Origin of the sequence: Nitratireductor luteus, from assembly GCF_026162365.1 — a bacterium.
GTDB classification, from domain to species: domain Bacteria; phylum Pseudomonadota; class Alphaproteobacteria; order Rhizobiales; family Rhizobiaceae; genus Chelativorans; species Chelativorans luteus.
Window position 1 is genome coordinate 62,337 of the sequence record NZ_JAOANW010000018.1, and the last position, 17,262, is coordinate 79,598.

At 61.6% G+C, this 17,262-nt stretch carries 15 protein-coding genes and 1 pseudogene; 8 read left to right on the forward strand and 8 right to left on the reverse strand.

Annotated elements, in window-relative coordinates; translation table 11 throughout:
- Positions 1–73 precede the first annotated feature (73 nt).
- Entirely contained in the window at positions 74–1,429 is a 1,356-nt protein-coding gene (locus tag N1058_RS21440) for an FAD-binding oxidoreductase (RefSeq protein WP_265519639.1), read from the reverse strand.
- A 254-nt stretch (positions 1,430–1,683) separates the two neighbouring features.
- Here N1058_RS21440 and N1058_RS21445 point away from each other — a divergent pair, with 254 nt between their 5' ends.
- Positions 1,684–2,340: a TetR/AcrR family transcriptional regulator gene (locus N1058_RS21445; RefSeq protein ID WP_265519640.1), complete on the forward strand. Its 657-nt coding sequence runs from the start codon at positions 1,684–1,686 to the stop codon at positions 2,338–2,340.
- 53 nt (positions 2,341–2,393) lie between these two features.
- Positions 2,394–2,714: pseudogene (locus tag N1058_RS24175) on the forward strand (hypothetical protein); the annotation flags it as partial.
- Positions 2,715–3,215: 501 nt separating this feature from the next.
- On the opposite strand, the gene N1058_RS21450 reads toward N1058_RS24175, so the two are convergent.
- Positions 3,216–4,127, reverse strand: a complete 912-nt coding sequence (locus N1058_RS21450; protein ID WP_265519641.1) for a LysR family transcriptional regulator — start codon at positions 4,125–4,127, stop codon at positions 3,216–3,218.
- Between the two features lie 155 nt (positions 4,128–4,282).
- Between N1058_RS21450 and N1058_RS21455 the strand changes: the two genes are divergently transcribed.
- The 5 genes from N1058_RS21455 to N1058_RS21475 all read left to right on the forward strand — a co-directional run bounded on the left by N1058_RS21455 (position 4,283) and on the right by N1058_RS21475 (position 7,889).
- Entirely contained in the window at positions 4,283–4,777 is a 495-nt protein-coding gene (locus N1058_RS21455) for a carboxymuconolactone decarboxylase family protein (RefSeq protein WP_265519642.1), read from the forward strand.
- A 64-nt stretch (positions 4,778–4,841) separates the two neighbouring features.
- Positions 4,842–5,204 carry a nuclear transport factor 2 family protein gene (locus tag N1058_RS21460; RefSeq protein ID WP_265519643.1) on the forward strand — a complete coding sequence of 121 codons (363 nt, stop codon included), beginning with the start codon at positions 4,842–4,844 and terminating at the stop codon, positions 5,202–5,204.
- 32 nt (positions 5,205–5,236) lie between these two features.
- Positions 5,237–5,575, forward strand: coding sequence for a DUF718 domain-containing protein (locus tag N1058_RS21465; protein ID WP_265519644.1), 339 nt, complete (start codon positions 5,237–5,239; stop codon positions 5,573–5,575).
- 67 nt (positions 5,576–5,642) lie between these two features.
- Positions 5,643–6,428 (forward strand): class I SAM-dependent methyltransferase, encoded by a 786-nt coding sequence (locus N1058_RS21470; protein ID WP_265519645.1) that lies wholly within the window; start codon positions 5,643–5,645, stop codon positions 6,426–6,428.
- A 21-nt stretch (positions 6,429–6,449) separates the two neighbouring features.
- Positions 6,450–7,889, forward strand: a complete 1,440-nt coding sequence (locus tag N1058_RS21475; RefSeq protein ID WP_265519646.1) for an FAD-binding oxidoreductase — start codon at positions 6,450–6,452, stop codon at positions 7,887–7,889.
- Between the two features lie 75 nt (positions 7,890–7,964).
- Here N1058_RS21475 and N1058_RS21480 read toward each other — a convergent pair whose 3' ends face one another.
- The 5 genes from N1058_RS21480 to N1058_RS21500 form a co-directional block, all read right to left on the reverse strand.
- Positions 7,965–9,260 carry a cation:proton antiporter gene (locus tag N1058_RS21480; RefSeq protein WP_265519647.1) on the reverse strand — a complete coding sequence of 432 codons (1,296 nt, stop codon included), beginning with the start codon at positions 9,258–9,260 and terminating at the stop codon, positions 7,965–7,967.
- 354 nt (positions 9,261–9,614) lie between these two features.
- A complete protein-coding gene (locus N1058_RS21485; RefSeq protein WP_265519648.1) occupies positions 9,615–10,658 on the reverse strand; it encodes a glycosyltransferase family 2 protein in 1,044 nt (347 codons plus the stop codon).
- Positions 10,655–11,572, reverse strand: a complete 918-nt coding sequence (locus tag N1058_RS21490) for a polysaccharide pyruvyl transferase family protein (protein ID WP_265519649.1) — start codon at positions 11,570–11,572, stop codon at positions 10,655–10,657. The genes N1058_RS21485 and N1058_RS21490 overlap by 4 nt, the downstream gene beginning before the upstream one ends.
- A 49-nt stretch (positions 11,573–11,621) precedes the next feature.
- Positions 11,622–12,575, reverse strand: a complete 954-nt coding sequence (locus N1058_RS21495) for a glycosyltransferase family 2 protein (protein ID WP_265519650.1) — start codon at positions 12,573–12,575, stop codon at positions 11,622–11,624.
- Between the two features lie 25 nt (positions 12,576–12,600).
- Positions 12,601–14,112 (reverse strand): lipopolysaccharide biosynthesis protein, encoded by a 1,512-nt coding sequence (locus N1058_RS21500; RefSeq protein ID WP_265519651.1) that lies wholly within the window; start codon positions 14,110–14,112, stop codon positions 12,601–12,603.
- Positions 14,113–14,183: 71 nt separating this feature from the next.
- Here N1058_RS21500 and N1058_RS21505 point away from each other — a divergent pair, with 71 nt between their 5' ends.
- Positions 14,184–15,005 carry a metallophosphoesterase gene (locus N1058_RS21505; protein ID WP_265519652.1) on the forward strand — a complete coding sequence of 274 codons (822 nt, stop codon included), beginning with the start codon at positions 14,184–14,186 and terminating at the stop codon, positions 15,003–15,005.
- Here N1058_RS21505 and N1058_RS21510 read toward each other — a convergent pair.
- Positions 14,987–17,257 carry a Wzz/FepE/Etk N-terminal domain-containing protein gene (locus N1058_RS21510; protein WP_338040715.1) on the reverse strand — a complete coding sequence of 757 codons (2,271 nt, stop codon included), beginning with the start codon at positions 17,255–17,257 and terminating at the stop codon, positions 14,987–14,989. The genes N1058_RS21505 and N1058_RS21510 overlap by 19 nt on opposite strands.
- Positions 17,258–17,262: the final 5 nt, after the last annotated feature.

Here is a 17,262-nt window from a genome sequence, read left to right on the forward strand (position 1 = left end):
CCAGACACTCACGAATAGATAAGAGGCTGCGCAAACGCTGACAAACAGCCGATCATGCGTACCCGTGAGGCGCCTATCCTGGCTGGATATTGTGGTTCAGGCGAAACAGATTTCCGTGATCGTATCGCCTCTTGAGTTCCGCCAGCCGCTGGAGATGCGCCTGGTCGAAACATCCGCTCGCTTCGATATCAGGCTCGAAGTTGGAGTAGCTTGCACCGCTGGCAAATTTCGCCATGCGGTCGCACGCATCGCGGGCCCAGTTTCTGTTCGCCTCGTCCTCCTGCCGGTCCTCCCAATTCGATTCCGCGCCAAGGAGGTACGGCGAGCCGCGTGACCCAAAGGCGGTCTCTTTGGGGCCGACGCTCGCCATGGCGCCGCCGAGTTGCCAGATATCGACTGTCGACAGCGGTGATGGCCGCTCGGCAGCCAATTCCAGGAGCACGTCGATCGCCTCATCGTCGAAACGGTCAAGGAAGAGCGATTTCCAGTAGTAGCGCAGGCCGTCGGGGTAATCTTGGTCGAACATCGACTGCACCTCGACATAGGGTGCCGGACCGCTGAAGTCGCAAAGGGGATTGGCGAGTTCGCGCAGCGGTTGCAGCATCGGGTGCCCCTCCTCCACTGTCCCACAATGCAGCGCCGCAATCGCGACAAACTGGTGTCCGTGGATATCTTCCGGGAAACTCTCCTCCGCAGGCACTGTGCCGCACAGCACGATGGAACTGACCTCATCGGGTGCCGTATCACAAAATCCACGCCAGCCGCGCAGGACCTGGCGGCCGTCGGCAGCCGGATAAAGGACAAAACAGAACATGATTTCGGGGCCGACCGGATGCAGGACATACTCGAATTCCGTGACGACGCCGAAGTTTCCGCCACCGCCCCGAACGGCCCAGAAGAGGTCCTTGTTCTGCTTCCCGCTCGCCGTGACGACGGAACCGTCGGCGGTCACGATCTCCACGGAAGCGAGATTGTCGCAACTGAGACCCCATTTGCGCCGGAGCCAACCCAGCCCTCCGCCCAGCGTAAGCCCCGCTATGCCGGTTCTCGATACGAGCCCTCCCGGTGCGGCCAGGCCAAAGGGCTGGGTGGCGCGATCGACGTCGGCCCAGGTGGCCCCGCCGCCGGCCCGTGCGCGCCGGGCCGCCGGGTCAACGCGCACATCGTTCATTGGCGAGAGATCGATGACCATGCCGCCGTTGCAGGTCGCGGAACCGGCGACATTGTGCCCGCCTCCCTTGACCGCGACGAGGACATCGTTTTTCGCGGCGAAACGCACGGCAGCGGATACGTCATCCGAGGATGCGCAGCGCGCGACAAGCGCCGGACGGCATTCGACCGCGCCATTCCAGATGGAAGCGGCCTCATCGAACCCGTGGTCGCCGGGACGGAGGAGTTCGCCTTCGAAATGTCGCGAAAGCGCAGCCACGCCATTACGTCCGGTTCGTGCGGAACGGAGTGCTGACGTCCTTGTTTCCTGGAGAGCCATCGTTTCCTCCATTTCCCAATATCGAGTCCCGAAAAAATGTGGCCGGGTTTGCGAAGCTGGACCAGTGGTCCCGCGGTGAACCGGGAAGTGATTTGGATCTGCACGGGAAATCAGTAGGATAAGAGGGACGGACGGCTGCTGGATGGAACGTGATCGCGCGCAGGGTGCCGTCAACTGGACTCGGAGTGCACGAGATGGAAGACCCGGACAGGTCTCCCGGCACCGGGACGCGGGAGAAAATTCTCGACATTGCCGAGCGGGCTGTCCTCGCTAAAGGCTTCGGAGCGACCTCCATCGAGGAACTCGTGGCCGAGGCAAACATCACCAAGAACGGCTTTTTCTACCACTTCGCCAACAAAAACGCCCTGGCACTGGCGCTGCTGGAGCGCTACGTGGAACGCGATGATGCGCTTCTCGATGATGTCTTCGCGCGAGGCCGAGAACTGTCCGACGATCCGCTACAGTCATTTCTCATCGGCCTGAAGCTGCTGGCGGAGATGATGGCCAAACTGCCGGAAGCCTTTCCGGGCTGTCTCGTCGCCACCTTCTGCTACCAGGAACGCCTTTTCGACAAGGATGTCCGCGCGTTGACGCATGACATCGTGCTACGTTGGCGCGCGCGGTTCCGCGAGAGCATCGATGCCATAGCCGAACGCTACCGACCGGTGGGGGAGGTGGATCCGGACGCACTTGCCGACATGATCTCCACAGTTATCGAAGGCGGTCTCGTTCTCAGCCGCGCCACCGGAAACAGCGTCATCCTGCCAGACCAGATCATGCTGATGCGCAACTACGTGAAACTGTTGTACCTGCCTGATGGCGAACGGGTGACATGGAGACCGGTTGAATAAGGGTGAAGGTTGGCCTGCCCCCGCAGTAAGCTAAAATCCGGGGGTTGTTCTGGATTGGCCGGAGCCAAGCAGCAAGCTTAGCGAGGGCGAACCATGAAAGAGAAAGCATAATTTTCATCGGCTTGAATACCTCGAAGCTGAATATTTCGGTTGCGGTTGCCGAAGGAGCGCGCAACGGCGATGTGCGGTTATTCGGCGATATCTCGTCGGAGAGGGCGTCTGTGGCATCGATGGTCAACAAGCTCTCAAGGCGTGGAGCCAAGCCCGACTTTTGCTATGAGGCGGGCCCGACGGGTTACAGTCTCTACCGTCAGATTGTTGAACCGGGCCATGACTGTGTGGTGGTGACGCCATCACTGACGCCCAAGCGTGCGCTGCATCGAGGCGTCAGAAAGCTCCCCGGCTCCTCGCGTCAATCGGTCGACGGCGGGGCACGCAGCTTATCGGCCGTCGCCTGCATGCGCCGGCCATGCGGGATTGCGGTCTATTTTTTGGCCATGTGCTCGATCACATGGAACGGAAGTTGCTCAGTGCCAAAGCCGCTTCGCAAACTGAAATCAAGAACGTGGCGGAAAGAAAAGAGACGGGTATCGATCGCACACGCCGCCTACTTTATGTGACCTGCAGCCGTGCCGAGAATAGTCTCGCGCTTGTCGCCTACACGGAGGAGAACCCCTCTGCAGTTAAGTCGTGCGACGTGCAGGCCTGACGTTACAATCGTAGCGGCTGAGATTTTCACAGTCAGCTCTCATCAAATCGAGAACCGGGAAAGCTGCCGGTCGCCTTCCAGAATGCCCGGCTTGGGCCACAACGGCCGAGTTTGGAGGCGCTTAGCCGCCCAAAGGGGCCGAGCTGCTCGATCACCACGCGCCCGCCTATTCTGAAACGCGGGTAGACTCCGCGATGGTTCCTGCCGTCCATTCATAGTTGCAAACCGCTTCCGTGAAAGCTCTCACCGCAGGTGAAGAGGTGCGCCGTGCCACGGAGACCAGCGAAACCTCCCGTACCACCCCCGGGTCCGCGACGGGGCGGTGGCAGACGCCCGGCAGGCAGACCGAGAATTCGGGGGCGAAGCAGACACCCATCCCCGCGGCCACCATGGCCATGATCCAGTCTTCCCGCTCACTCCGATAAGCGGTTGTGATGCGGATGCCGCGCTCACCGCACAAAACGTCTATATGATGACTGTACTCGCAATTGATGCGGTCGAGATAAGGCTCGCCTTCGACGTCGCTCAGGTGGAGCATATTGCGCATTTCAAAGGGGTGGCCGGTGCAGAAGGCCAAGCCGAAGCGCTCGGAATAGATCGACTCTGGCCGCAGCCGCTTTTCGAAAGGCCCCGGCTGCGCCATCAGCGCAACGTCCAGCTTGCCTTCCAGAAGGAGTTCGGTGAGGCGGCCCGGCACGCCTTCGATAACTGTGATGCCGATCCCCGGATGTCTTTCGTGAAAAGCATTGAGGAAGCCTACGAAGCGCAGCGGCCCAATCGTGCACATGACCCCGAGCGCCAACGGTGCCGCCTCTAGCTTCAGGAAACCCCTTGCCGTTTCTTTGGCAGCCTCGGAACGCCGGAGGATCTCCTCCAAGTGGCTGCGCATAAGACGGCCGAAATCGGTAAGTTGGACGTGGTTGCGTTCGCGATGAAACAACAGGCCGCCGAGTTCGGCTTCAAGCTTCTGGATGGCCCGCGTCAGCGCCGGCTGCGTGACGTTGGCCAACTCCGCGGCCCGGTGAAAATTCAGCGTCCGGCATGCTGCGAGGAAGTAGCGTATTTCATGCATTTCCATGACGCCCTCCAGTCGATGCCGACGCTGCATCGACGCGATGAATTCTTGGCATTTTTCGCCATTCCGAGGCGCCTGTAAACTCCTCTCCGCATCCGTCCGAAGGTGGAGCAGGATCGGTTGAGACCGCTTGCAAATCTGGGTTGAGGAGAACCGTCATGACCACGACTGTTCGTTCGCTCGCGCTCGCCGTCGGAACGGCCGCGGCACTCGTGTTTCAGGGCAATGCTGCCACCGAAGAGATTGGCATGTCGGCTGAGGCAACCATTGCCGATATCGAGAAGACCTGGGGCTTCGTGCCCGGTTTGGTAAAAGCCTTCCCGCCGTCCGCTTTGCCTGGTTCCTGGGTCGAGCTCAAAATACTGGAAAGCGAGAACACCGTGTTGTCCGCCAAGGAGAAGGCGCTGACCGCTGTTGGGGTGGCGGCCCAGATTTCCTGCCAGTACTGCGTCTGGCTCGACACCCGTTCGGCTTATCTCGCTGGCGCCACCGATCAGGAAGTGCAGGAAGCCGTGGCGGTGGCCGCAATCGCCCGCCACTGGAGCGCCGTCCTGCACGGCAACCAGATCGATATTGCAACACTGAAGCAGGAGTTCACCGAATTCGACAAGGCAGCGATGGAGATGCGCGAGAAGACCATGGCCAGGCAGTAAGCGGCGCCAAACCGCGGTCTCCCCTACAGCCTTCAAGACGACCACCGATCAAAGGAGGCAGAAAATGCTTACGACCAGAACGCCCGTAACAGCCGCAGCTGTCAAGAGAGCTACCGAGGGCAGGGACGCCCGAGCTCTGTCCGCATTCTACGCCGATGATGCGGTAATCAGGATCATCGACCGCGCAAATCCGCCGAGCAGGCCGCGCGAGGTACGAGGGAAGCAGGAGATATCAGCATTTTGGGAGGACGTCTGCGGCCGCTCGATGACGCACGCCGTGGAAGCGACAGCCGCAGAAGGCGAGCGTCTCGCCTTCACGGAAGCCTGCACCTATCCGGACGGCACCAAGGTCCTGTGCATTGCGATGGCTGACCTGAAGGACGGCATCATCGCCAGACAGACAATCGTTCAGGCCTGGGACGAATAAGTGCAACCCAGCTATTTCGGAGGAGCAAGAAAATGACCGCTTTCAACATCGTGCGGATGCGCGTCAAACCCGGCCATGAGGAGGAGTATCTCGACATGCATCGCCGGATCGATCCGACCAAGCTGGAGAGAATGCAGCAGGCGGGCCTGCGCCGCTTCTCGCTCGTCAAGATCGGCGAGCGCTCTTACTGCTTTGTTGGCGAATGGGACAGCTTCGACAGCATCGTGCAATCCAGACCGGAGATGATCGGCGAACTCGACAAGATGCGGAATATCCTGGAGGACCTGGGCAATGGGCTCGGGGTCACGGATCCCGTTTCCGGCGAAGCCGAGCTAACAATGGATACGCGGGGAAAAATCGCTGCCGAGTGACATTTGTTTGGAGGCGCCGGACTTACGCCGGCGCCTTTCCCTTCATTTCACCTGCAAGGCATTGAGCATGGGAACGGCACAGGTTCAGGGCGAACTCTGGGGCGCAAAAGCCAGAGATTGGGCCGAAGTGCAGGAGCCGGCCTGGCGGCATATCTTCGAGGCCGCCATGGCGCATGCCGGTGTAGGTCCCGGCACCAGACTGCTCGATATCGGCTGCGGCGCCGGCGGAGCCTTGATGATTGCGCGCAAGCTCGGTGCGGAGGTTGCCGGGCTGGATGGTTCGGAAAATCTGGTGACGATCGCGCGTGAGCGCCTGCCGGGTTCTCGCATCGAGGTGGGCGAGATGGAGGAGCTCCCATTCGACGACCAAAGCTTCGACATAGTGACTGGCATCAACGCATTCCAGTTCGCAGCAGATCTGGTCAATGCCCTGTCGGAGGCGCGTCGCGTCTGCCGGCGCGACGGCACGATCTTCATGCTCACCTGGGGACGGCGCGAAGACTGCGAACTGATGAAAGTAACGGTATCCAAGGTTATGGCTCTGCTTCCGCCGCCCCCCGGCGGAAATCCGCCCGGTCCGCTGCTCGACGAGGGTGACGTCGAGACCGCGATGCACAAGGCCGGGCTGGGGCCGGTTGAGACCGAGGACTTCGCCGCCGACCTTGCTTTCCCCGACATTGAAACGGCTGTTCGCGCGAACATGGCTGCCGGCGTGAACGTCAAGGTAGCGCGGCAAGCGGGCGAGGCGCGCGTCAGTGAAGTCATTCGCGCCACCTTGCCGGCGGTCACCCGAGCGGACGGCTCGGTCGTGTGGAGAAACCGGTTTCGCTGGTGGAAGGCTAGGAGGAAGTAACAACGAAAGGGAGGATAGATCATGAACGATCTCAGCTTGACGACCCTTGATGGAGGGCAGACCACGATCAGCGCCGCCACGATCGAGGCACTCGGCAGTCAGCTCCGCGGCAAAGCGCTGACCGCCGCCGATCTCGGCTACGATGATGCCCGGACGATCTGGAACGCCATGATCGACCGACGTCCCGGCCTCATTGTGCGCTGCGCCGGCGCCGCCGATGCGGTGAGCGCGGTGCGCTTCGCGCGTGACAACAGGCTTCTCGTCGCGGTGCGCGGCGGCGGGCACAATATCGCCGGCAACGGCGTCTGCGACGGCGGGCTCCTGGTCGATCTTTCGCCGATGAAATCCGTCCGCGTCGACGCAGCCGCGCGGCGCGCCTGGGTAGAACCGGGCGCCACGCTAGCCGACATCGACAAGGAGACGCAGGCATTTGGCCTCGCGGTTCCGACCGGCATTAATTCCACCACCGGAATAGCCGGCCTGACGCTTGGCGGCGGCTTCGGGTGGCTCACCCGCAAGTTGGGTCTGACGCTCGACAATCTCCTTAGCGCTGACGTGGTGACCGCCGATGACGGGCTTCTGCGTGCCAGCCTCGCGGAAAACCCGGATCTTTTCTGGGCGATCCGCGGCGGCGGCGGGAATTTCGGAGTGGTCACCGCGTTCGAGTTCCAGCTCCACGAACTCGGGCCGCAGGTGATGGCCGGCCTGGTCGTCCACCCGTTCGACGATGCCGCCTCGATCCTGAGGCAGTATCGCGAGGCGCTCGACGATGCGCCCGACGAGCTGACCTGCTGGGCGGTATTGCGGCAAGCGCCCCCGCTTCCCTTCCTGGCGGCCGAGTGGCACGGCAAACGGGTACTGGTTCTTGCGATATGCTACTGCGGTGACATCGCCGAGGGCGAGAAGGCGACGGCCCGGCTGCGTTCCATCGGCAGGCCGATTGCCGACGTTGTCGCGCCGGCACCGTTCACCGGCTGGCAGCAGGCCTTCGATCCGCTTCTGACCCCCGGGGCCCGCAACTACTGGAAGAGCCATGATTTCGGCGAGCTCTCCGATGATACGATCGGCGTCGTTCTCGATGCCATCCGGCGGCTGCCCGGGCCGGAATGCGAGGTCTTCATCGGCCATGTCGGCGGCGCCGCGGGCCGGATCGCGACGGAAGCTACTTCCTTCCCGCAGCGCAGCTCGCACTACGTCCTGAACGTGCATGCGCGCTGGCGCGAGCCGGAGATGGACCAGGCCTGCATCGGCTGGGCGCGCGGGCTGTTCGAGGCCGCCAGCCCCTACGCGATCGGCACAGCCTATATCAACTTCATGCCAGCGGACGAAACCGATCGTGTGGAGGCGGCGTACGGTCCCAACTACCGACGGTTGACGGAACTCAAGGCGCGCTACGATCGCGCAAACTTGTTCCGTCTGAACCAGAACGTGCGGCCGATGGCCGAGCGGCAAGCTGCATGATGTGAAAGGGCGACGGACGGGCCGGCCAAGGCCTTCCTTGGCCGGCTCGATACGAAGCCTGGAGGCCATCCCGCTCTAGGGACATGAGCGCTTGGTTGCCGACGGCTTGCGATGCGGCGATCCCGCTGCGCTGCGCGTTGAACTCCGGTGGCGGTCGAGACGGCTCATGATCGGGGTAACTGCGATCCCGTGGATGACGATCGAAACGAGAACCACGCAACAGACCGTGACCCAGATAACTTGCACGTCGTCGAATTCGGCCTGACCCAGGGCATAGGCGACATAGTAGAACGAGCCGAGGCCGCGGATACCGAAGAAGGAGATCGCCAACCTCTCCTGATACGGTGCGGGGTGACCAGCAAGGCTGATCCAGCCGGAAAGGGGTCGCAAGACAAGCAGGATCAGGGCGGCGACAAAAACGACCGGCCAGCTCAGCGCATTAAAAATCGTTCCCTCGGCGATGGCGGCACCGAAGCAGACCAACAACACCATCATGACCAGGCGTTCGATCTGTTCGGCGAAGCTGTGCAGGTTGCGATGGTAGCGGTGTCGCCGTTCAACCGCCCGGAAAGCCACGGCAGCGACAAAGACCGCGAGGAAGCCGTAGCCATTGGCCAACTCGGTCGTGCCATAGGCAAGGCAGGTGATGCCGAGCGCAGCAAATCCGTCATTCGATTTGGCAAGTGCCGCCCGGTTCGGCAGCCGGAATGTGAGATGCCCCATCACCCATCCGCCAATCCAGCCGATGGCCACGCCTGCGCCGACTTTCCAGATGACATCGATGAGCAGCCAGTCTGCGAGAAAGGGTTCACCCGAGGCCTGCGAGAGCGCGATCGCAATGGCCAGGTAGACGAATGGAAAGGCCGCGCCGTCGTTGAGGCCGGCTTCCGAGGTCAGCGCAAAGCGCACCTCGTCCTCCTCGCCGGATTGAGGTGGTCCAACTTGTACGTCGCTGGCCAGGACCGGATCAGTCGGCGCAAGAGCGGCGCCGAGAAGAAGAGCCGCGGCAATGCCCAATCCGAGGACCGCCCAACCGAGCAAAGCGACGCCAGCGATGGTGATCGGCATTGCAATGAAAAGAAGGCGCCATGTCATCTGCCAATTGCACCAGCCGATCGGCCGATCCAGTTTCAGCCCGGCGCCCATGAGGGAGACGATAACGACAAACTCCGTCATCCGCTCGGTGATGAACCGGTTCTCAAGTGGGTTCGCCCAGTCACTTGGCAGTAGCGGCGACCAGGTCAGCAACACCCCCGTCCCGATGCAGACCATGGGCAAGGACAACGGCAGTTCCTTCAGCAGAAGGGGTAGCCAAGCGGTCAGAAGAATGACGGCGCCAAAAATGGCCAGGAAGACGTCGTACCAATCCACTTGCGTCCACTATCTCCCTTTGCCGTTCGGCTTCATGCCTGGAACCGACGTTCCCTATCATATCTCCGGGCTGCCGCGCTCCTGATGAGCGAATGCCATGAGCGGAGCTTCGGCGTGATCATGACATCGGGTAGATCCGCGCACCATAATAGAAGCGATCCACCTCCAACTGCAGCCTTGTCCAGCACCGCCCGGTCGGGGTTGCAGTGCAGTCGATCATGACGGCCACTGTCACAATTCCATTTGATTTTGACACGTGCACGGAATGTGCGGCTTCTGGCAACCTTTGAGCTCCATTCTTAAGAAGCCCGCGAAGCCATGTCTCCAACCGATGAATTCGATTGGCTGCCGCAGTTAAGCGCTCTGGCGCTTTGCGGCTATCCTATTGCGTTCCCGCTTCGAGAGCATCGGCAGGAGGCGTAGGGGCAGACCGACTGCCTGTGGCAACGAGACCTTGAACACCTGTGACAGCACATGCCAGTCCGGCGTGCGGCCCTTGGCGACGTTGCGTGCCAGCAGATAGGCCAAGGTCTTGCCATCTTCGGCGATTTGCACATCGATCTTGGCAGCTTGGCTTGAAGTAAGCCCCATCTGTCGCAACTTCAGCCGGAAGATCAGCAGATAGCCATTGCGGGCGACTGCATCGGGGCTATCCCAGTCTAAGGCAGAGAAATAGATATTGACGCCCCGCCCGCACAGAACGTTCTTCCGCGTCGAAAAAGCCACCGAGCTGCTCTTTCGGGCCAGGGAGAGCCAGAACATGTGGTCTTCGCCGGCGCTGCGCAAATCGGTGTCGAAGCGCAAGGTCGGGTGTCGGTCGAAGCGGTAGACAACTGTGGAGGTCTGGCTGAGATACTCCTCGACGAAGGCGTCGAAGGCCGGTTGCGATGCAAGGCTGAAGATATCTTCCCATCGGTCCAGGGGTACCGGCGCAGGCTCGCGTGTTCCGCTCTTCCATCCGCGGGCGACCACAGACCGTTCGAGCCAGCTTTGTTCACTGTCATAGCGAAAATGATCGCAGAAGTAGAAGTCATGCCCCCCGTCGAGTGCACTTAGCGCAGTGCTGATGTGATATGGCTGCCACTCGTCGTCGGAATCCAAAAACGCGACGTATTTCGTCGTTTCAGGGCTGAGAAGGCCAAGTGCCTTGTTTCGCGCTGCGCCGGGGCCGCCGTTCGGCTGTGAGACGATACGCAGTTCGTGCCGAGAGGGTACAGTCAGCGTCGCCAGTTCGTCCTTGGCCGACAAGGGTGACCCATCGTCAACGACAAGGATGTTCAGTTCCACACCAGGCCGCAGGCTCTGTGCCAAGGCTGACTTGATCGCGCGCTGCAATATGCCCGTCTCGCGCTGATAGAACGGAACGATGACCGTGACTTTGATTGGGTCGGTGTTCATCGCGACACCGTCTGGGCGGCCTTCAGCGCCTTGAGATGCCGCAGCCTGACTGCTTCCACGGCGGCGACCGCCCGTTCGGTGGCGCGCGCGATTGTCGTGTCGGCGCTCAGTTGCGGTTCCTGTTTGGCAAGCCTCTGCAGGGCCCGGGCGGCGGCATGCTTCAAAGCCAGGTTGAAGGGAATAGCCACGGCCGAGTTGTCAAACGCCCGGCTTCTGCGGCCTGTTCCCTGCGCGCCGGAAAGCGCCGACCAGGCCTCACGCGTTGTGGAGGGGAAAAGGCTATGCGCCCGGAACGGTATGTCCAGCGATTCAGCCCAGTCCACCCACTTAAAGCGGTGTGCCTTCGCGATGGGCTTGACCGCCACCCACGGCGTGCGCAGAGCGTCGGCCACGATCGCACCATGCATGGATTCGGTAATGACCATGCGCGCGCCCCGTATCTGGCTCAACACGGTCTCGACGTCGCTAGACGGATCGACGAAGCGGATTCCTGCGATCGCACAGACCTCCCGCCAGTTGCCGCGATCGAGGCTCTGGAAATGCGGAATGAAGACGACAGGAGTTTCGGCAGATGCCGGCGGAAGGTCCAACGCGCGCAAAAGTACGGCGCCGTCGGTAACGACCCTATCGCTTGGGATCTTCAGTATGTCGGCCGTGCGCGGGCCCCTCACGAAGGCAAATTCCCAGGATCCGTCATGCGCGTCAGGGGGAGGCGTGTAGCCGCCGTAACCCGAGCCGGCGACAATCTTGACCGCCTTCTGCGGATAGTTGTCGTAGATGATCGAGCCGATGCCCACGAAGAGCTCGCGCTCATCGTCGTCGAAGAAGCCGTCATCCAGAAGCCGGGGCCAGACATAGGCATTGAGGTCGTCGCCGAAATTTGGGATGTTGCATTGGAAATAGGTGAGCTTCATGCAGACCTCCTGCGCATTGTCGCGTTCGATTGAAGGCAAGCCGTCATCATCATACCCATGATGCTCTCGGCGGGGCCGGCCGCATCGCGGTCCCGGAGCCGCTCAGGATCTTCAGAAACTCCCCGTAGAGCGCAAAATGCAGGCGTCCCTGAAGAAGCAGGGACTTGGCCTCAGAGCGGAGAAAATCACGGTAGTTCGTCCGCAGAAGGCGGCGATTGATCGTGCGCAACGCCTTACCGCGGGCGGTCACATCGGGTTCTATGAGCCGGTGAAAATAGGCGTTCGCGAGGCGTGAGCGGGAGAACTCGAAGGAACCCACGGCCTGCCGCCTGAACATGTTCAAGCCGTCATCCAGGCGAACGCCGAGCTGTGGGCTGTAGCAAACGCGGTCGGACGCACCCGCACACTGCAGGAGATAGTACATATCTTCCGAGGAGAACCTCAGACGCTCGTCAAAACGGATATGGCCGAGGGTTGCGACCTTGATGACGGTCGCAGAAAGATGGACCGGCCATGACGACAGGATGCTCTCGAAGAAATCGCCGGTAAAGGCCATGACCTTGCTGCCGGGCATTATAGGTTCGCCGCTCTCCGCCAGGCCTGTCTCCTTCAGCCGCGTCGTCTTTCCGCGCGGCCAGGTGTAGTCGGCGAAAAACAGGTCGAAGCCGGCATCCAGCCCCGAAACGGCTGTCGCGATGTGCTCAGGCTCCCAGCGATCGTCCGAATCGAGAAAGGCGGCATAGTCCGCCGATGACGGAACAGCATCAAGGGCTGTGTTGCGCGCCTTGCCGGGTCCGCCATTCGACTGGCGTATCACGGTGATCCGGTCGCGTTCGGTCATCGGCCGGGCGGCGATTTCCTCCACCGGCGAGAGCGGACTCGAATCGTCGACCACGATCACCTCGATGTCGTCGTAGGTCTGCGCGGCGATTGAATCGAGCGCCCGGCTCAAGATGCCCTTTTCCTGCTGATAGAAGGGAATGATGACGGCGACCCTGCTCATGTTTCTTCACCCGATTGCTTTCTGTTCATCGTGCCCTCGCCGCTGAAAGAACTGTACCTCCGAGGTCGAGAATCCGCCGCGAGGCAAAAGCCAATAGCGCCATCACGTAGGTCGCCGCGCCGACCGCAACATCCGCAGCGATTCCGATGGCGGGAGCGAGTGTCCCCGTAAATTCCCTGGCCAGAAGAACGGCCGCGCCCATGACGACGACGGCCGCCAGCGGAGCCGCGAACTGGCGCGCATAGGCTGCAAGGCGCATGTCGAGCAGTCGGAGTGTCATGGTGACGGCCACTGGCCAGACGAGATAGGTCTTGGCGACCATGGCGGCCAGCATCGCCGTGATGCCGTATTGTGCGAAGACGATGACGAGCGCCAGATTTAGAAGGCTCGAGACAAGCTGATAGTAGAACCACCACTCCGCCTTGCCGCGGCTCTTGATGAGGGAAGATTGCAGGGTACCGATGCAGCTGATTATGCCCAGAGCGCAAAGAAGACGCAGCGGCTGCAGCGCTTCGATCCATTGATCGCCGAAAAGCAGCGGTATGGCCCGGTCGGCGACAAGGGCGATACCCGCAAAGATCGGGAAGGATACGACCGATGAAAGGAACGTCGACACGAGGAATCCGTGCCTGACCTTGTCCGGCTGGTGCTGGACTTCGGAGAACATTGGATGCGAGACGGTCCCGAGCGCGCCCGACACGACGTCGTTGACCATCGAGAAGATGCGTCTGGAGAAATTGTAAAGACCAACGGGACGCACCCCAAGGACGAGGCCTATCAGCGCCTGGTCGGCGCGCGAGCCCAGAAACTGAACGATTTCATTGCCGCAGGCGAAGAAGCCATAACGTGCAAGCTCCCGGAGCGCCTGCAGCCGAGGCAGGCCCGACGGCCGCCAGCCCGAGGTCCAGAAGGTTGTGACTGCCTTTACGAACGAAGCGGCGAGCTGCGCGAAGACCAGCGCCCAGAGGCCGTATCCTGCCAGCACGACGGCGATTGCGATGGCGGCGGAAATCAATGTCGCGATCAGCGTGCGCAACGCCACCAGATGGAACCGCATGGAACGCACGATCAGCGCATTGGGCACCACGCTTGCCAGTTCGAGGACCGTTTTCAGCGCGAAGATGGGTATCAGGATGCCGAGCATGCTCGAGCCGAACAATCTCGCAATCTCCTGCGAGCCGGCATACATGAGCGCTGCCACCAGGGCGGCAAAGGAAATGCACAACCAGAAGACCGTATCCAGGTGATCGGCACGCAGGCTTGCCCGCTGCACCAGCGCCTCACCAAAGCCCACGGGCCCGAGGGCCACTGCCAGCATGGAGATCGTCACTGCGAGCGCGACGACGCCGAAATCTTCCGGAGAAAGCACGCGCGAGGTGATGAGGAAGACAGCGAAATTGACGGCGGCGGGGACCAGGAGGCTGACTGCGTACCAGAACACTCCACGGAACGCGACGGCGGAACGCCCGACCTTATGCTGATAGCGGGGAATCTCGTCCTTTCCGTTCGGTGCCGCGTCGGTCAGGCGCTGGTGCATGAGGCCTCCGACCGGTCGCCCTTTGAGCGCCCATGGGATAAGAGATCAACTTCCAGAGGGAGCCGATGTTGATGAAGAGACTTGCCGGCCTTTTTGGGTTGGGCAGCCGAGCCTCGCCCGAGCAGCGTCCGAGGCTGCGGCTGAATGAGCCGGACATGCCGATCTATGCAATCGGCGATGTGCATGGCTGCCTCGAACAGCTCTTGGAGCTGGAGGCAAAGATCGCGCTGGATGCGGACGTGCTGCCCGGGCGGAAGCTGATCGTCATGCTGGGCGACTATGTCGACCGGGGCCCCGCCTCCTCGCAGGTGCTCGACCATCTCAATGAACAGCCGCCGGAAGGCTTTGAGCGCATCTGTCTTGCAGGCAACCACGAGGCACTCATGCTCGCCTACCTCGAAGGGCGTTGTGATCTCTCGCAGTGGTTGGAATTCGGCGCTGACGCCACGCTGCTGTCCTACGGCATCGATCCCGTCCGCCTGTCGCAGGTATACGGCGAAACGAGCCAGATCGATGCGATCATCCGCAAGACGATACCGCGCGCGCATATAGCCTTCCTCCGGACCTTGCCGGTGCTGGTCGAGACGCCTGAACTGATCCTCGTGCATGCCGGATTCCGGCCGGACGTTCCGCTTGACCGCCAAACGGACGGCCAACTGGTCTCCATTCGTTCCGCCTTCTACGAGCGCGCGCATCTGCTCAAGCGGATTGTGATACATGGCCACACCCCGGTCTCGAAGCCGCGGCTCGAAGGAAGACGGCTCAACATCGACACCGGCGCCTATTGCGGAGGGCCGCTTACGGCTGTGCGCATCTGGCGCGGCGCGGGCCGCCTTCTGCAAACCCATCCTTCGGCATCCCACGAGGATGCTCATCAGACGCGCTCCCCGTAATAGGCGGCATACCGGCCCAAGTAAGATTCCGCCCCGCCTGGCGCAGCGTAGCGTGCAAGCTTCTTCATATTGGCCTTGTTGAGGATCACTCCGATGGTCTTCGAGGCAATCCCGCGCTCCGACTCCAGTGTGGAACGCAGCAGCGCACGTGGGGTGACGCCCCACTCAGCCACGACGATGAAGCCATCGGCCATCGGCTCGAATGCCTTGGCGTCGATCACCGGCCCCAGCGGCGGCAGGTCCACGACGATATAGGTGAACATCCGGCGCGCCTCCTCAATGAAACGCTGCATGCCCGGGCTCGAAAGCAGCTCGCTCGTATGCGCGAAATGCTTGCTGCTGGCCGGCAGAATGGCCAACTGCGTGCTGCGGTCGACACGCACATAATTGGGCCAGTGCTTCTCGCCCATGATCGCCTCGACAAGCCCTCCATCTGGTTTTCCCGAAATCCCGCGGCTCAGGCCGCGATTGCGCAAGTCGCCGTCAATCAGCAACGTCTTGACCCCGCTAGCAGCGGCGAGGCAGGCGAAGTTTGCCGCGACTGTGGTCTTACCCTCATCCGGGAGGACCGAGACAAAGCCGATCACCTTGCTGCTCGTTCCCTGCAGCAGAAGATCGGCCGAAAGCCGCGCATTGCGCATGGTTTCGGCGAAGGACGATCCGGGCGCATCCTTGGTGACGCGCAGCATGTTCGACGAAAGGGCGATTGCCTTGTCGTTCGATGACTTGCCCTCGTGGGGTTTTCTTCCCGCAGCTTGCGCCGGTTGTTCAAGTCGCGGGAGATACCCAAGAAATTTGAGGCCCAGGGCTGCCTTGACGTCTTCGCCGGTGCGGAAGAAGCGCTCCCGGAATTCCTGCAAGGCGGCCGTACCGCCGCCAGCAAACAGCCCCAGAACAAGCGACAGGGCGAGCACCATGGTCTTTTTTGGACTGGAAGGTCCGACCGGGTTTTCGGCTTCGGAGATCACGCGTGCCTTGGCGATCGGCAGCGAGCGCTGCTGCGACGCCTCCTCGTAGCGTGCCAGATAAGTCTGGTAGAGGTTCGCGAGGGTCGTGGACCTCTGCTCAAGCTCGCGCAATTTGACCAGGGCCCTGCCTGTCACCGAGCTTTCGTCGGCCATGGTCCCAACATTGCCGCGCAGCGATTCCTCGCGGGCACGAGCCACTGTGTATTCGTTGCGGTAGGATTCGGTGAGCTGTTCGAGTTCGCGGAATATCTGCCGCTCCAGCTCGGACACTTCCCGGCGCAGATTGACGGCCTGGGGATGATCCTCGCCAAAGCGCTCCTCGATGTCTTTGGCACGGCTGCTGATCGTAAGGTAGCGCGACTTCAGCTCGTTGATGAGTTCGCTGTTCGGTTGATCCGGCGGGATCGCGGCGTTGCGGACCGCATTCTCGCCACCGCGCTCAATAATGGACTTGTATTGCTCGTAACGGGCGCGGGCATTTGCGGTCTCGGCCCGCGCTAGGATGAGCTGGCTGTTCAAATCGGATAATTGCTGTTCCGAAATCAGCTCGCCACTGGTCGCCGTCAGCCCGTTTTCGGCCCGGTATCTCTCGACTTCGAGCGCGGCGGCCTGTGAGCTTTGCTGCAATTCATCAAGCCGCCCCTGCAGCCATACCATCGCGCGTTGGGTGGCGTCGAAGTTGGCTTCGAGCTGATCGGAGAGATAGGCATCCGCATACGCCCGCGTGATCGATCCGGCGAGTAACGGGTCGTTGGATCTGAACGATACTTCGAGAACGAAACTGCGCCCGACCCGTTCGGCGGACATCCCCTGCTGGAGAAGTGCGGTGGCCTTGCCGATGGCTGCCTCCTCACTCTGCTGCGGCCTGAATGGCCCGAAAACGCTCAGCGCGGCTTTCACCCTGGACTTCAGCCACGCCACCGGAGCCTGAGGCGGGTTGAGGAAGGCCTCGTTCTCGTGCAGGCCCTCGGCAAGGACGACGGTGCGGGCAAGGCGCGCGGATTTGAGGATCTCCACTTCGCTCAGGATCATGGAATCGATCCGGATGCTGCTTGATACCGGCGGCTCCTCCTGCGTGAACTTCGCCAGTTGCTCATCGATCAGAATGCGGGTAGCGGCCGTGTAGACGGGCGGGGTGACGATAAGATAGGCCGCCCCAAGCGCCAGCCCGAGCGCAACGAACAGCGCGATGAGCCAAGCGCGCCGCCACAAGGCGGCGAGCAGGGCTTCCAGGTCGATGAACTTCTCCGTCGGTTCATCTCGCCGAAACAGATTGCTGTCCAATTGCC

What these genes read in the sequence shown, in the direction of transcription:
- N1058_RS21505 (WP_265519652.1), top strand. Translation starts at nt 14,184, where the DNA reads ATGAAGAGACTTGCCGGCCTTTTTGGGTTGGGCAGCCGAGCCTCGCCC.
- N1058_RS21500 (WP_265519651.1), bottom strand. Translation starts at nt 14,112, where the DNA reads ATGCACCAGCGCCTGACCGACGCGGCACCGAACGGAAAGGACGAGATT.
- N1058_RS21470 (WP_265519645.1), top strand. Translation starts at nt 5,643, where the DNA reads ATGGGAACGGCACAGGTTCAGGGCGAACTCTGGGGCGCAAAAGCCAGA.
- N1058_RS21485 (WP_265519648.1), bottom strand. Translation starts at nt 10,658, where the DNA reads ATGAACACCGACCCAATCAAAGTCACGGTCATCGTTCCGTTCTATCAG.
- N1058_RS21445 (WP_265519640.1), top strand. Translation starts at nt 1,684, where the DNA reads ATGGAAGACCCGGACAGGTCTCCCGGCACCGGGACGCGGGAGAAAATT.
- N1058_RS21465 (WP_265519644.1), top strand. Translation starts at nt 5,237, where the DNA reads ATGACCGCTTTCAACATCGTGCGGATGCGCGTCAAACCCGGCCATGAG.
- N1058_RS21495 (WP_265519650.1), bottom strand. Translation starts at nt 12,575, where the DNA reads ATGAGCAGGGTCGCCGTCATCATTCCCTTCTATCAGCAGGAAAAGGGC.
- N1058_RS21450 (WP_265519641.1), bottom strand. Translation starts at nt 4,127, where the DNA reads ATGGAAATGCATGAAATACGCTACTTCCTCGCAGCATGCCGGACGCTG.
- N1058_RS21460 (WP_265519643.1), top strand. Translation starts at nt 4,842, where the DNA reads ATGCTTACGACCAGAACGCCCGTAACAGCCGCAGCTGTCAAGAGAGCT.
- N1058_RS21475 (WP_265519646.1), top strand. Translation starts at nt 6,450, where the DNA reads ATGAACGATCTCAGCTTGACGACCCTTGATGGAGGGCAGACCACGATC.
- N1058_RS21490 (WP_265519649.1), bottom strand. Translation starts at nt 11,572, where the DNA reads ATGAAGCTCACCTATTTCCAATGCAACATCCCAAATTTCGGCGACGAC.
- N1058_RS21455 (WP_265519642.1), top strand. Translation starts at nt 4,283, where the DNA reads ATGACCACGACTGTTCGTTCGCTCGCGCTCGCCGTCGGAACGGCCGCG.